This window comes from Acidocella sp. (assembly GCF_036489515.1).
Classification (GTDB): domain Bacteria; phylum Pseudomonadota; class Alphaproteobacteria; order Acetobacterales; family Acetobacteraceae; genus Acidocella.
The window spans coordinates 1-13,241 of record NZ_DASXFO010000018.1; the positions used below are offsets into that span (position 1 = coordinate 1).

A 13,241-nucleotide genomic window follows, 5' to 3' on the forward strand; every position below is an offset into this window, starting at 1 on the left:
ATTCCGTCCGCCCCAACCATCAGCCAATTAAAAAGGCACCGTTTCCGGTACCTCAAAGCAGCCGACGCTCAAAGCGTGGAGCGCCTTCTACAGCCCACCAACCCACACTGTCAACAAGCCGTCACACAAGCAAATCCCTGGAGTTTCCGCCCCACGCAAAGAAAGCAGCCGCTTTTTGAAAAAAGCAGCGCAAAAATTTTTGCTCCTCTGGGCCATGGGCGTTGTTCCCGACAACGCCCATGGCCCAGAGGAGCAAAGTTTTTTTGCTACTTTTTGTTCACAAAAAGTAGCCTTACCTTCACTTATCCAGGCGGCAACAGCCGCGCCATATGTTCCTGCAACAGCCCTAGCAAAGCCCGCGCCGCAGGGAGCAGCTTCCGGTCGAGCAGATGCACCGCGTACCATTGCCGCACCACCGGCAGCCCCGCTACGTCCAGCGTCACCAGCCTTCCCTCGCCAAGCTCATGGCCCACCGTGTGGCCGGAGATGAAGGAAATCCCCAGCCCCGCCATCACCGCCTGCTTGATCGTCTCATTGCTGCTGATCTCCATGCCCAGACGCGGCGTCACCCCGGCTCTGGCGAAGACCTGCTCCATCAGCATCCGCGTGCCCGACCCCGGCTCCCGCACCAAAAAAATCTCTGCGCCGAGATCCGACGGCTCCAGCCCTTTTCGGCCTGACAGCTTATGGTCGGGGGCGGCGATGATCACATGCGGATGATCGGCGAGCTTCACCAGATCCACCTCCATCCCCTCCGGCGGCCGCCCCATGATCGCGAGATCGATCTCCCGTTGCCGCAGCCCGTCGATAATGTCGTTGCGGTTGCCGATCACCAGCTTCAGCTCGACGCGGGGATAAGTCTTGTGGAATGCGCCCAGCACCTGCGGCGCGAAATATTTGGCGGTAGAGACCACGCCGACCACCACCTTGCCCCGCTCCGGGTCGCGTAAGCCCGCCACCGCCTGGTCGCAATCACCGAGTACCGCCTCGATGCGCGCCGCCGCCGTCAGCACCTCCTCGCCCGCCTTGGTCAGCAGCAGCCTGCCCTCGGCGAATTCGAACAGCGGCAACCCGACCTCCTCGGCCAGCGCCTTCATCTGCATGCTCACCGCCGAAGGCGTGAGCCCCACCGCGTTCCCGGCCGCGGTAAAACTGCCCAGCCGCCCCGCGGCGGCGGCGATCCGCAACTGTTTGAGGGTCACCCTGCGCATGCTGTCAGTTTATCTGAAAATCCTCTTCAGAACATTCAAATTCTCAAACCAGCCGCCTTCCCCCATGCTGCCTGCCAGATCACCCCAGGAGCAGGAAAATGACCCATAGCCGCCCGGTGCAGGCCGCACCGGCCAAAAAGAGCCGCTATGCCGCCGGTGTTATGGAGTACCGGAACATGGGCTATTGGGAGCCCGACTACGTTCCCAAGGACACCGACATCATCTGCCTGTTCCGCGTCACCCCGCAGGAGGGCGTGGACCCGGTGGAAGCCTCCGCCGCCGTCGCCGGCGAATCCTCCACCGCCACCTGGACCGTGGTCTGGACCGACCGGCTCACCGCCTGCGAGACCTACCGCGCCAAATGTTACCGGGTAGACCCGGTGCCCGGCATGCAAGGCTCCTATTTCGCCTATATCGCCTACGATCTCGATCTGTTCGAGCCGGGCTCCATCACCAATGTCGCCGCCTCGGTCATCGGCAACGTGTTCGGCTTCAAGCCGCTGAAAGCGCTGCGGCTGGAGGATATGCGCTTCCCCACCGCCTATGTGAAAACCTTCGACGGGCCGCCGACCGGCATCGTCGTCGAGCGCGAGCGGCTGGACAAATTCGGCCGCCCTCTACTCGGCGCCACGGTCAAGCCCAAGCTCGGCCTCTCCGGGCGCAATTACGGCCGCGTGGTCTATGAGGCGCTGAAAGGCGGGCTCGATTTCACCAAGGACGACGAGAACATCAACTCCCAGCCCTTCATGCATTGGCGCGACCGCTTCCTGTACTGCATGGAGGCGGTGAACCGCGCCCAGGCGGCCACCGGCGAGGTGAAAGGCACCTATCTCAACGTCACCGCCGGCACCATGGAGCAGATGTACGAGCGCGCGGAGTTCGCCAAGGAGCTCGGCTCCGCGATCGTCATGATCGATCTGGTGATCGGCTACACCGCGATCCAGTCGATGTCGAAATGGGCCCGCCGCAACGACATGATTCTGCATTTGCACCGCGCCGGGCACTCCACCTATACGCGGCAGAAAACCCATGGCGTGTCTTTCCGCGTGATCGCCAAATGGATGCGCCTCGCCGGCGTCGACCACATCCATGCCGGCACCGTGGTCGGCAAGCTCGAAGGCGACCCTGCCACCACACGTGGCTACTACGATATCTGCCGCGAAGCCTTTACCCCAATGCAGCTCGAGCACGGCATTTTCTTCGACCAGAACTGGGCCAGCCTGCGCAAAATGATGCCGGTCGCCTCCGGCGGCATCCATGCCGGGCAGATGCACCTTCTGCTGCATTTGCTGGGCGAGGATGTGGTGCTGCAATTCGGCGGCGGCACGATCGGCCATCCGCTCGGCATCGAGGCCGGGGCCATCGCCAACCGCGTCGCCCTGGAAGCCATGGTGCTCGCCCGCAACGAGGGACGCGACATCCTGGCCGAAGGCCCTGCTATCCTGAACGATGCCGCCACCCACTGCCTGCCGCTGCGCCAGGCGCTGGAAACCTGGCGCGACGTCACCTTCAACTACGCCTCCACCGACACACCCGATTTCGTGCCGAGCGAGAGCGTCTCCGCCTGACCTATAAATTTGGCGAGCAACTCTATCCGATCAAATGAGTCCATTTGACCGGATGTTGCTCTGGAGGAATGTTTCCATGCGTGTGACCCAAGGCGCCTTTTCCTTCCTGCCCGACCTCACCGACCGGCAGATCACCGCCCAGGTGCAATACTGCCTGGACCATGGCTGGGCGGTGAACATCGAATTCACCGACGACCCGCACCCCCGCAACACCTATTGGGAGATGTGGGGCCTGCCGATGTTCGACCTGCCGGACGCCGCCGGCGTGATGGCCGAACTCGCCGCCTGCCGGAAAATTTATGGCGACCGCTATATCCGCCTCTCCGCTTTCGACAGCACGGCGGGCTGGGAGTCGCTGCGCCTCTCCTTCATCGTCAACCGCCCCGCCGAGGAGCCGGGTTTTCGGCTCGACCGCGCCGAACAAGGCGGACGGCGCATCGCCTACACGACCCGCGCCTATGCGACCGACCGGCCCGAAGGCACAAGATATGGCTGACCCGGCGGCAGAAGGCCACGCCCCCGACCGGCTCGACCTCGCCGCCCTCTACGCCGAAAGCGAGATCGGCCAGATGCTGGCGGCGCTCGACGACGACCTGGTCGGGCTGCTGCCCGTCAAACGCCGCATCCGAGAGATCACCGCGCATCTCTTCGTCACCCGGGCGCGGCAGATGATGGGCCTGGCCACCGGCACGCCAACCCTGCACATGGCCTTCACCGGCAATCCCGGCACCGGCAAGACCACTTTGGCCTTGCGCATGGCGAGCATCCTGCACAAACTCGGCTTCATCCGCCGCGACCATGTCATTTCCGTCACCCGCGGCGACCTGGTCGGCCAGTATATCGGCCACACCGCGCCCAAGACCAAGGAGGTGCTAAAAAAGGCGATGGGCGGCGTGCTGTTCATCGACGAGGCCTACTACCTGCACCGGCCGGAGAACGAACGCGATTACGGCCAGGAAGCCATCGAGATCCTGCTCCAGGTCATGGAGAACCAACGCGAAGACCTGGTCGTCATCCTCGCCGGCTACCAGGACCGCATCGACACGTTTTTCGAGTCCAACCCCGGGTTCCGCTCGCGCATCGCCCACCATATCGAGTTCCCGGATTTTTCGGATGACGAGCTGCTCGCGATCACCTGCAAAATGCTGGAGGACTCGCAATACCGCTTCAGCCCGCAAGCCCTCGGCCTGCTCCGCCACTACATCGCCGCGCGGCGGCAACAGCCGAATTTCGCCAATGCGCGCTCGATGCGCAACGCCTTCGACCGCATGCGCCTGCGCCAGTCGCTGCGTTTGTTCGAAACCCCGGGCCTGGTGGACCGCACCGCTTTGGCGACCATCGAAGCCGCCGACATAAGCCCAAGCCGGGTCCTGACCGGCCTCAAAAGCGGCTCACAAGAGGAACACGGAGACCATCATGACACCGAGGAAGCAGCTTGATGAAACGCTGACCGCCTGGGCTGCCACTGATCCCCTGAAAGACGCCGTCGCCGCGACGATCCTGTGCCTCGCGGATGCGGCGGCGAAAATCTCCCGTTTGCTCGCCGCCGGCCCGCTGGCCGGCGACCTCGGCGCGGTGCTGTCCAGCGGCGAAGCCGGCGAAGAGCAAAAGGCCCTCGACGTGCAGGCCGACGCGATTTTTCTCTCCTGCCTGCGCCCGGCCCCGGTCGCCGCCATCGCCTCTGAAGAAGCGGAACACGCCGTCCTCCTCGACCCTGCCGCGCCGTTGCTGGTCGCACTCGACCCGCTGGACGGCTCCTCCAATATCGAGACCGGCCTGTCGGTCGGCTCGATCTTCTCGATCCTGCCGCGCTGCACCTCCGCGGCGATAGAGCATGAATTCTTACGCCCCGGCACAGCCCAGCTCGCCGCCGGCTACGTGCTCTACGGCCCCCACACCGCTTTGGTGTTGAGCGTTGGCGAAGGAACGGACCTCTACGTTCTGGAGCCCGAGAGCCGGGTTTTTCTCCTCGCCCAGGCCGGGCTCAAAATCCCCGCGGGCAAGGCCGAATTCGCCATCAACATGTCGAACTACCGGCATTGGGACGAGGGCATCCGCCTCTATATCGACGACTGCCTGAGCGGCCAGGACGGCCCGCGCAAGATCGATTTCAACATGCGCTGGCTCGCCTGCCTGGTCGCCGAGGCGCACCGCATTTTCAGCCGCGGCGGCATCTATCTCTACCCCGCCGACGCGCGAAAGGGCTACGGCAGCGGCCGGTTGCGGCTGATCTACGAGGCCAGCCCCATCGCCATGCTGGTGCAGAATGCCGGCGGCCTCGCCACCGACGGCGCCACGCCGATCCTCGAAAAAATCCCCGCCAAGCTGCACCAGCGCACGCCTTTGGTGTTCGGCGCGCACGCAAAGGTCGAGCGCCTCGCTTCCTATCTGCGCACCCAAGGCGGCCCCGGCGAACATGCACCGCTGTTCCGCCGCCGCACCTTGTTCTCCGCCTGAGGAGCAAAAATGACCGTCCGCCATCCCATCATCGTCGTCACCGGCTCGTCCGGCGCCGGCACCACCTCGGTCCGCAACACCTTCCAGCAGATTTTCCGGCGCGAGAAGGTGCACGCCGCCTATATCGAAGGCGACGCCTTCCACCGCTACGACCGCGCCGGCATGCGGCAAAAAACCACCGAGGAGACGGCGCGCGGCAACGACCATTTCAGCCATTTCGGCCTGGACGCCAACCTGCTGGAAGAGCTGGAGACGCTGTTCCGCCACTATGGCGCCTCCGGCACCGGCCGCACCCGCCATTATGTGCACGACACCGCCGAAGCCGAGCGCTACGGCGCCCCACCCGGAAATTTCACCGCCTGGCAGGAGCTCGAAACCCCGACCGACCTGCTCTTCTATGAGGGCCTGCACGGCGCGGTGGTGGCGAACGGGCTCGACCTCGCTTGCCATGCCGACCTGAAAATCGGCGTGGTCCCGGTGATCAACCTCGAATGGATCCAGAAAATCCACCGCGACCGCAACACGCGCGGCTATTCCACCGAGGACGTGATGGCGACGATCCTGCGCCGCATGCCCGATTATGCGAGCTATATCTGCCCGCAATTCACCCATACCGACATCAACTTCCAGCGCATCCCCACGGTCGACACCTCCAACCCGTTCATCGCCCGCTGGATCCCCACGCCGGACGAATCCATGGTGGTGATCCGCTTTCGCAACCCGCGCGGCATAGATTTTCCCTATCTTCTGTCGATGCTCGCCGGCAGCTTCATGTCGCGCGCCAACTCCATCGTCATCCCCGGCAACAAGCTCGATCTCGCCATGCAGCTGATCCTGACCCCGCTGATCCTGCGGCTGATCGAACGCCAGCAACGGTCCCAATAAGGAACACGCCATGACCATGATCGAGCGCCCCACAGCCCGCCCCGGCGATCTCGCCTGGCCCGTCGCCGCCGCGCTGCGCGCCTTGGCGATGGACATGGTGGAACAAGCCAAAGCCGGCCATCCCGGCGCGCCGATGGGCATGGCGGAAATCGCCGCCGTGCTCTGGCGCAACCACCTTCGCCACAATCCGGCCAACCCGCTCTGGCCGGACCGCGACCGCTTCGTGCTCTCCAACGGCCACGCCTCGGCCCTGCTCTACGCGCTGCTGCACCTCACCGGCTACGACCTGCCGATGGAAGAGTTGCGCCGCTTCCGGCAACTACATTCGCGCACGCCCGGTCATCCGGAATACGGGGTCACGCCGGGCGTGGAAACCACCACCGGCCCGCTCGGCCAGGGTTTTGCCAACGCCGTCGGCATGGCCATCGCCGAGCGCACGCTGGCCGCGCAGTTCAACCGCCCCGGCCACAACATCGTCGATCACCGCAGCTTCGTCTTCCTCGGCGATGGCTGCCTGATGGAAGGCATCAGCCACGAGGCCGCCTCGCTCGCCGGCCGTCTCGGCCTGGCAAAACTCGTCGCCTTCTATGACGACAACGGCATTTCCATCGACGGCAAAGTGACCGGCTGGTTCACCGACGACACGCCGCGCCGCTTCGAAGCCTATGGCTGGCAAGTCATCGCCGATATTGACGGCCACGATCCGGCGCAGATCGACGCCGCAATGCAAACAGCCCTCGCGCAGACCGTACGCCCCACTCTGCTCTGCTGCCGCACCATCATCGGCCACGGCGCACCGACCAAAGCCGGGCATCAGGACACACACGGCGCCCCGCTCGGCCCAGACGAAATTGCCGCGACCCGCGAAGCCATGCGCTGGCCCCATCCACCTTTCGAAATTCCCGCCGCTATCTGCGCCTCCTGGGACCACCGGGCCGCGGGGGCGGAAGCGGAAGCCGTGTGGCAGGAGCGTTTTTCCCGCTACACGGCAGCTTACCCGGACCTCGCCGCCGAATTTTCGCGCCGCGTCGCCGGCCGGCTCCGTCCCGAACTTGGCAAGGCGGCGGAGACCGCCCTCGCCGCGATCACGGACCAGAAAATCGCGACACGCAAATCCGGGCAGAACGCGCTGGCCGCCTTCGCGCCCGCCGCCCCGGAATTGCTGGGCGGCTCGGCCGACCTCACCCATTCCAACCTTACTTTCTGCGCCGGCTCCGTGCCGATCACCGAGAACCCGGCCGGCAACCAAATTTTCTTCGGAGTCAGGGAATTCGGCATGGCGGCGATCGCCAACGGCATCGCTTTACACGGCGGCTTCATCCCCTTCGCCGCCACCTTCCTGGTGTTCAGCGACTACGCCCGCAACGCCATCCGCATGAGCGCGCTGATGCGCCAACGTGTGATCTACGTCATGACCCATGATTCCATTGCGCTGGGTGAGGACGGTCCGACCCACCAGCCGGTCGAGCACCTGGCCTCCCTGCGGCTGATCCCGAACCTCGAACTCTGGCGCCCCTGCGACAGCGCCGAGACCATCTGCGCTTGGGCTGAAGCGCTGCAGCGGTATGACGGCCCGACTTTGCTCGCTCTGTCCCGCCAGGCTTTGCCGCCGATGCCGCGGACACCGGACCAAGGCGACGCCATCCTTCGCGGCGGCTACGTGCTGGCGCAGACCGGCACGCCACAGGCCGTGCTGCTCGCCACCGGCTCGGAAGTCGCGTTGGCGATGGAGACGGCACAAATTTTGATGAACGAAAACATTTTTCTCCGCGTGGTCTCGATGCCCTGCGTCACCCGCTTCGAGGCGCAGGATAGCGCCTACCGCGCCAGCGTCCTGCCTTTGGGCCTGCCGGTGATCACGCTGGAGGCCGGCGCCACCGCCGCCTGGCGCGCCTATGCCGGGCGCGATGGCGCCACCATCGGCCTCGACCGCTTCGGCGACTCCGGCCCCGACAAGGCGCTGCTCGAAGCCTTCGGTTTCACCCCTACTTGTGTTGCCGAGCGAATTCGCGTGCTACTGGGCCGCCATCTCAACGAAAGGAGTTGACCCGATGCCCCTGATCTCCATGCGCCAGCTGCTCGACCACGCCGCCGAGCACGGCTACGGCCTGCCCGCCTTCAACGTTAACAACATGGAGCAGATCCGCGCCATCATGGAGGCCGCCGCCGCCACCGACAGCCCGGTGATCCTGCAGGGCTCGGTCGGCGCCCGCAAATATGCCGGCGACGTGTTCCTCCGCCACCTGGTCGCCGCCGCGGCGGAAACCTGGCCGAACATTCCCATCGCCATGCACCAGGACCACGGCGCCACCCCGTCAGTGTGCATCAGCGCCATCCGCCACGGCTTCACCTCGGTGATGATGGACGGCTCGCTCCGCGAGGACGGCAAAACTCCCGCCGATTACGCCTATAACGCCGCCGTCACCGCCAAGGTGGTGGAGATCGCGCACGCCGCCGGCGTCTCCGTGGAAGGCGAGCTCGGCTGTCTCGGCTCGCTGGAGACCATGCAGGGCGACAAGGAAGACGGCCATGGCGCGGAAGGCACGCTCTCGCGCGAAATGCTCCTGACCGACCCGGACGAGGCCGCCCGCTTCGTCAACGAAACGCAAGTGGACGCGCTCGCCATCGCCATCGGCACCTCACACGGGGCCTACAAATTCTCGCGCAAGCCGACCGGCGAAATTCTCGCCATCGACCGCATCAAGGCGATCCATGCGCGCCTCCCCAACACGCATCTGGTCATGCACGGCTCTTCCTCAGTGCCGCAGGCCCTGCTTGAGGAAATCCGCACCCATGGCGGCGACATCAAAGAGACCTACGGCGTGCCCGTGGAGGAAATCCAGGAAGGCATCCGCCACGGCGTGCGCAAGGTGAACATCGACACCGACCTGCGCCTGGCCATGACCGCCGGCATCCGCCGCGTCATGGGCAAAAACAAGGCCGAATTCGACCCGCGCAAATTCCTCCAGGCCGCACTGGACGAAGCCCGCACAGTCTGCCGGGCCCGCTTCGAAGCCTTCGGCACCGCCGGCCAGGCCAGCCGCATCCGCACGCTCGACCTCGACGTGATGGCGCAGCGCTATGCCAAAGGCGAACTGCGCCAAGTGGTCGCACCGCACGCCGCGGCGGCTGCGTAAGGCTCAACAAGGGAAGACTACTTTTTGTGAACAAAAAGTAGCAAAAAAACTTTGCTAACGCTGGGTCAGGGGTTGTGTCAGCGACAACGCCCATGGCCCAGCGGAGCAAGAGTTACAACGGCGCAAAAATTTGGATCGTCGCCCAGCGGCTTCTTTCATTGAAGCCGATGCAGTGAATTAGCTGACGAGGCGCCAAAGGACGCGCACTAAGCCGATAATGCCTGCCCACATTAGCAACGAGACCACCAGCATGATGAGCAGCCCGACCCCAGGAGCCAACCGCCGTTCAGCCCTGCCCGCAGCCGGAGGACGCCCCGTTGACGCCGTGCCAGCTAACTCGTAGCGGCCATCCATCGCGACAAGATCCATCGCTCTACCCATCCGTTTTGTCGGGGGATGGCAGGAATTCAATTCCAATCTGATTGCCCCTGGTCCAGCACCGCCGAGCAGGGCGGCTAACATTGTCATTCATGCGCAAGGTTAAAAATTCAGGCACCGGCACCGGCGCCGTCACGGTGGTTTCAGCGCGCGCCCCATTCTTGGATAGATCTAAGACGACACAATCAACGACGGTCTGGCCGAACCCTCCGTAAAGAAGCTTTCCACTCTTCAATGTCCGAAACCGTGGTTCACGACGGAATTCAGTAGTCTGTAAACTGGCTATTGCGGTCAGAGCGTTCATGGCACCGTCCGTTACAATTTACCACCTGCTACAGAATCGCCGCGAGTCTCTGCAAGCAGAAATCGTGTGCAGTCTCACCCGCGAACTGACGAACCGGCAGGGGTCATAACGAGCCGGACAATTCCGGGCGGCGGCAACATGACCACACCTTCGCCTGTCTCGCCGCCTGAACCGCGTCTCCAGACCGACCTGCGCCTGGCCATGACCGCCGGCATCCGCCACGTCATGGGCAAGGACAAGGCTGAATTCGACCCGCGCAAATTCCTCCAGGCCGCACTGGACGAAGCCCGCACCGTCTGCCGCACCCGCTTCGAGGCGTTCGGCACCGCCGGCCAAGCCAGCCGCATCCGCGCCCTCGACCTCGGCCTCGACGCAATGGCGCAGCGCTACGCCAAAGGCGAACTACGCCAAGTGGTCGCACCGCACGCCGCAGCGGCGTAAGGCCAAGAAAGAGAACGCTTCTTTTTGTGAACAAAAAGAAGCAAAAAAACTTTGTTAACGCTGGGTCATGGGCTTTGTCACCGACATAGCCTCAGGCCCAGCTTCGCCAAAAGTTTTTGCGCCGCTTTTTTCAAAAAGCGGCCGCCGGATCGGCCTCGCGATCCACGATTTCGGTGTCGGCTTTACATCCTTTGCCTATCTGAAAGAGTTCGACGCACAGGAAATCAAGCTCAACCATTCCTTCGTCACCGGCCTGACACCCGGCTCCTTCAACGCCTCCTCGTCTGCCGCCTAGCCCGCACTAAGTGTTGCGCTTCAGCGCGATCGCATGAAGCCTGAACAAATCACCGTCATGTGCAGCTTTCGACACTACAGGTCGTGTGTTACCCAAATACTTGCGCGGCTCATCTTGACCATTATATTCAGATGGAAATTCGATATTAAAGAAGCGCGCCTGAACGATCCTGCTGCCCACTACGAGCTCTAGAGGATTGTTGCTTGTGTTAGATAGCTCCAGAGGAAAGCAACCTCTGTATCCCGGCTGCATCATTGTCCCAAAACTCATTCCTAGCCTGGCATAGCTGCTGCGCGGCAACAGATCGGCGTACACATCAGCCGGAAGCCCAACATATTCCAAGCTCGTGGTCAGAACCACCTGCTGCGGGTACAGAACAAATCGATCGCCAATTTCTCGTCTAGTGGAACGGTAGTACGACTCTACTCCGCGAAAGTTTTGATCTTTCTCGACCACGCTTATAAATGGCTTTCTAGTCAGAATTGGAACGAGAAAGTCGTACCCAAGCCTCAGATCAACAGTTACTTCACCCAGTTGAGAAGATTCCAAAAGAGGCTCAATAAAAAGCCCCTTCTCATTGGTAAGGCTAAGTCGCCGCCGGATTTCTGCTTTGTTAAGGAGCTGCATGAGCTTTCCACATCTCCTTGGTTGAGTAGTTTCTAATGGACTTTTCTGTCAGGTCGTTTACCGTCCGTTCGAATTGCTCAACGCTCATTGCCACATTGGTCATGGGAGATACTGGTTTGCTCTCATTGACCGAAAAATACGACCAAGCTGCATCAAAAAGTCCATGCAGTTCGGCGGCCGATTTGATGTCGACCGGCCTTACGTCATTGTACGCTGAGGTTAGATTTGGGACCGTATGCCGAATTTTGAGTGCCGGCGCTCCTAGGTTTTTCAAAGCAATTTCAAACGCAGTAAGCCGTGGATCACTTATGCCGTTAACAAACTTTTCGACTAAGTCGATACGATCTTTAGACGCGGGATGAGTCTGGTTAGCGGGCGCATTCGGCACAACGGCTTCTAGAAGTCCGGTACTCGATCGACCAACGTAACACGCAGCAAAGAGGTCCGCGAAGTGCTCTGCCCAATGCAGTGGAGGTAAAGTTACTTGGTTGAAGCTTCCACCCTGCTGGAGCGCATTCAATCTAATATACGCCACAACACCCACATGCCGATCTACGAAGTGGCCTAGTTCATGAAAGAGGGGGATACAAAATATCGGTTTGTGTCTGTACAGGCGGGGCACGCCGATCAGGACTAAAACGCGATCAAAATGCTGGGCACTGAATGAGGGGACTAATGCCTTCACCTCCTTCCAGGGATCTAGCCCATTAAAATGGTAAGCTAGCGGCCCGTACGTAAACCCCGTTGTAATAAGACAATCTTTCTTGGCCCACTCCCGAAGCGCCGCCTCCAGGCAATACTGCACCTCATATGGAGCTTCACTCGAGATGCTGCCCGCGAGATACTGATAGGCTTGCCACACTGTCTCTGAGAGCCTTCTGAGAGACAACTCTGAGAGTTTAGGCGCCTCGGTTAAAGCATGATCAATGGCACTGCACAGATGCTCGCTGTAGCTGGCAACCTGTTGATTGAAATATGGAGTTGAAGCTAACGCTCTAAGGTTCGATCGCAGTAGGCATAAATCAACCTCAGGCAGCAATTCGGCTGTCCATTTCCCTCAAGACCTTTCCTGCCATCTGGGGGCTCAGATCGGAAAGAGATGAAACATTACAAAGATCTGACGCTAACTCGTGGTTGGCGGCCAACGCAAGCGCGAGTTCGATCACCTCGGCATTCAGGCCGGCGGCGTTCTGGGGGGCCGTCACCAGTTGCTTAGCACTTTGTAGCACTTGCTGAAAATAATCATCCAGCTCAGTTGTACGCTGGAGTTGTTTCCGCTCAACAAGCTCTAAGGCAAGCTTAAACAGATCAAGGGCTGTGGGCTCCGACGGCGCGGCTGCCATTAGCATGATACGGCTCCCTTTAATTGCCCTGAATCATAGGCGACTCGATGGAAGCCGCGTCAAGGGGGTTGTTGGTCCCGACCACCATAATAAGCCACGCTTATTACGTCCAAAGCATTACGTACTACTTTGGTGGCCGGTTTGGTGGCTCACGGCCGAACCCAAAAAAATTGGTTAATTTCAATGCCTTGCAGGCTATTCTGGCGGAGAGGGTGACCGCCGTAAAGTGATAATAACAAACAGATATAAAACGATAAATCAGTTATACGAAAAAATTCTCCCACATAATACCCCTCACTTAGGAGCACAAAACCGGCTCTGCGATGGTTGCAGTGCCATTCAGCCGTCCGTCTAAGCCGTGGTAGCGGGGAAGCAAATAAGCTCGGTAACAGCGCCGCTTAGCGCAGCCTCGCCCGCACGGGTCGTTACTTTCAGCGCAGCGCTAGGAAAATATACGCTATTATGCACTTGACGTACCACGCCAAAAACGTTACTAAAGTGGCATGACATACGACCTTACAAACCCGATCTACAACGACGAAGAAGCTGCCCGTAAGCACTTTGAGGCCATCCGTTGGCCAGAAGGTACGGTCTG

General features: G+C 61.5%; 14 protein-coding genes. 9 read left to right on the forward strand and 5 right to left on the reverse strand.

Annotated elements, in window-relative coordinates; genetic code table 11:
- Window positions 1-302 precede the first annotated feature (302 nt).
- Window positions 303-1,211, reverse strand: a complete 909-nt coding sequence (locus VGG47_RS02545) for a LysR family transcriptional regulator (RefSeq protein WP_331535296.1) — start codon at window positions 1,209-1,211, stop codon at window positions 303-305.
- 98 nt (window positions 1,212-1,309) lie between these two features.
- Between VGG47_RS02545 and VGG47_RS02550 the strand changes: the two genes are divergently transcribed.
- From VGG47_RS02550 to fba, 7 genes are all read left to right on the forward strand, one after another.
- Window positions 1,310-2,779, forward strand: coding sequence for a form I ribulose bisphosphate carboxylase large subunit (locus tag VGG47_RS02550; protein ID WP_331535297.1), 1,470 nt, complete (start codon window positions 1,310-1,312; stop codon window positions 2,777-2,779).
- A 76-nt stretch (window positions 2,780-2,855) separates the two neighbouring features.
- The gene (locus tag VGG47_RS02555; protein ID WP_331535298.1) at window positions 2,856-3,275 is read left to right on the forward strand and encodes a ribulose bisphosphate carboxylase small subunit; all 420 of its coding nucleotides are present in this window, start codon (window positions 2,856-2,858) and stop codon (window positions 3,273-3,275) included.
- A complete protein-coding gene (cbbX, locus tag VGG47_RS02560; RefSeq protein ID WP_331535299.1) occupies window positions 3,268-4,218 on the forward strand; it encodes a CbbX protein in 951 nt (316 codons plus the stop codon). Before VGG47_RS02555 ends, cbbX begins: the two co-directional genes overlap by 8 nt.
- The gene (locus tag VGG47_RS02565) at window positions 4,196-5,236 is read left to right on the forward strand and encodes a class 1 fructose-bisphosphatase (protein WP_331535300.1); all 1,041 of its coding nucleotides are present in this window, start codon (window positions 4,196-4,198) and stop codon (window positions 5,234-5,236) included. The genes cbbX and VGG47_RS02565 overlap by 23 nt, the downstream gene beginning before the upstream one ends.
- A 9-nt stretch (window positions 5,237-5,245) precedes the next feature.
- Window positions 5,246-6,121, forward strand: a complete 876-nt coding sequence (locus VGG47_RS02570) for a phosphoribulokinase (RefSeq protein ID WP_331535301.1) — start codon at window positions 5,246-5,248, stop codon at window positions 6,119-6,121.
- A 10-nt stretch (window positions 6,122-6,131) separates the two neighbouring features.
- Window positions 6,132-8,168 (forward strand): transketolase, encoded by a 2,037-nt coding sequence (gene tkt / locus VGG47_RS02575; RefSeq protein ID WP_349256820.1) that lies wholly within the window; start codon window positions 6,132-6,134, stop codon window positions 8,166-8,168.
- 4 nt (window positions 8,169-8,172) lie between these two features.
- On the forward strand, window positions 8,173-9,258 hold the full coding sequence (gene fba, locus VGG47_RS02580; RefSeq protein ID WP_331535302.1) for a class II fructose-bisphosphate aldolase: 1,086 nt from the start codon (window positions 8,173-8,175) through the stop codon (window positions 9,256-9,258).
- Window positions 9,259-9,631: 373 nt separating this feature from the next.
- Here fba and VGG47_RS02585 read toward each other — a convergent pair whose 3' ends face one another.
- Window positions 9,632-9,940: a PilZ domain-containing protein gene (locus VGG47_RS02585; protein ID WP_331535303.1), complete on the reverse strand. Its 309-nt coding sequence runs from the start codon at window positions 9,938-9,940 to the stop codon at window positions 9,632-9,634.
- Window positions 9,941-10,078: 138 nt separating this feature from the next.
- On the opposite strand from VGG47_RS02585, the gene VGG47_RS02590 reads away from it, so the two are divergent.
- Together VGG47_RS02590 and VGG47_RS02595 are read left to right on the forward strand one after the other, a co-directional pair.
- Window positions 10,079-10,381 (forward strand): hypothetical protein, encoded by a 303-nt coding sequence (locus VGG47_RS02590; protein ID WP_331535304.1) that lies wholly within the window; start codon window positions 10,079-10,081, stop codon window positions 10,379-10,381.
- Between the two features lie 67 nt (window positions 10,382-10,448).
- Window positions 10,449-10,676: an EAL domain-containing protein gene (locus tag VGG47_RS02595; RefSeq protein ID WP_331535305.1), complete on the forward strand. Its 228-nt coding sequence runs from the start codon at window positions 10,449-10,451 to the stop codon at window positions 10,674-10,676.
- 6 nt (window positions 10,677-10,682) lie between these two features.
- Here the strand turns inward: VGG47_RS02595 and dcd are convergent, their stop codons facing one another.
- From dcd to VGG47_RS02610, 3 genes are read right to left on the reverse strand one after another with little or no spacing between them, the layout of a single operon-like run.
- Entirely contained in the window at window positions 10,683-11,303 is a 621-nt protein-coding gene (gene dcd / locus VGG47_RS02600; RefSeq protein WP_331535306.1) for a dCTP deaminase, read from the reverse strand.
- The gene (locus VGG47_RS02605; RefSeq protein ID WP_331535307.1) at window positions 11,290-12,342 is read right to left on the reverse strand and encodes a hypothetical protein; all 1,053 of its coding nucleotides are present in this window, start codon (window positions 12,340-12,342) and stop codon (window positions 11,290-11,292) included. The genes dcd and VGG47_RS02605 overlap by 14 nt, the downstream gene beginning before the upstream one ends.
- On the reverse strand, window positions 12,332-12,652 hold the full coding sequence (locus VGG47_RS02610) for a hypothetical protein (protein WP_331535308.1): 321 nt from the start codon (window positions 12,650-12,652) through the stop codon (window positions 12,332-12,334). Before VGG47_RS02610 ends, VGG47_RS02605 begins: the two co-directional genes overlap by 11 nt.
- Window positions 12,653-13,241 lie beyond the last annotated feature (589 nt).

What these genes read in the sequence shown, in the direction of transcription:
- VGG47_RS02565 (WP_331535300.1), top strand. Translation starts at nt 4,196, where the DNA reads ATGACACCGAGGAAGCAGCTTGATGAAACGCTGACCGCCTGGGCTGCC.
- cbbX (WP_331535299.1), top strand. Translation starts at nt 3,268, where the DNA reads ATGGCTGACCCGGCGGCAGAAGGCCACGCCCCCGACCGGCTCGACCTC.
- VGG47_RS02545 (WP_331535296.1), bottom strand. Translation starts at nt 1,211, where the DNA reads ATGCGCAGGGTGACCCTCAAACAGTTGCGGATCGCCGCCGCCGCGGGG.
- VGG47_RS02585 (WP_331535303.1), bottom strand. Translation starts at nt 9,940, where the DNA reads ATGAACGCTCTGACCGCAATAGCCAGTTTACAGACTACTGAATTCCGT.
- VGG47_RS02550 (WP_331535297.1), top strand. Translation starts at nt 1,310, where the DNA reads ATGACCCATAGCCGCCCGGTGCAGGCCGCACCGGCCAAAAAGAGCCGC.
- VGG47_RS02590 (WP_331535304.1), top strand. Translation starts at nt 10,079, where the DNA reads ATGACCACACCTTCGCCTGTCTCGCCGCCTGAACCGCGTCTCCAGACC.
- VGG47_RS02570 (WP_331535301.1), top strand. Translation starts at nt 5,246, where the DNA reads ATGACCGTCCGCCATCCCATCATCGTCGTCACCGGCTCGTCCGGCGCC.
- VGG47_RS02610 (WP_331535308.1), bottom strand. Translation starts at nt 12,652, where the DNA reads ATGCTAATGGCAGCCGCGCCGTCGGAGCCCACAGCCCTTGATCTGTTT.
- VGG47_RS02595 (WP_331535305.1), top strand. Translation starts at nt 10,449, where the DNA reads ATGGGCTTTGTCACCGACATAGCCTCAGGCCCAGCTTCGCCAAAAGTT.
- fba (WP_331535302.1), top strand. Translation starts at nt 8,173, where the DNA reads ATGCCCCTGATCTCCATGCGCCAGCTGCTCGACCACGCCGCCGAGCAC.
- tkt (WP_349256820.1), top strand. Translation starts at nt 6,132, where the DNA reads ATGACCATGATCGAGCGCCCCACAGCCCGCCCCGGCGATCTCGCCTGG.
- dcd (WP_331535306.1), bottom strand. Translation starts at nt 11,303, where the DNA reads ATGCAGCTCCTTAACAAAGCAGAAATCCGGCGGCGACTTAGCCTTACC.
- VGG47_RS02555 (WP_331535298.1), top strand. Translation starts at nt 2,856, where the DNA reads ATGCGTGTGACCCAAGGCGCCTTTTCCTTCCTGCCCGACCTCACCGAC.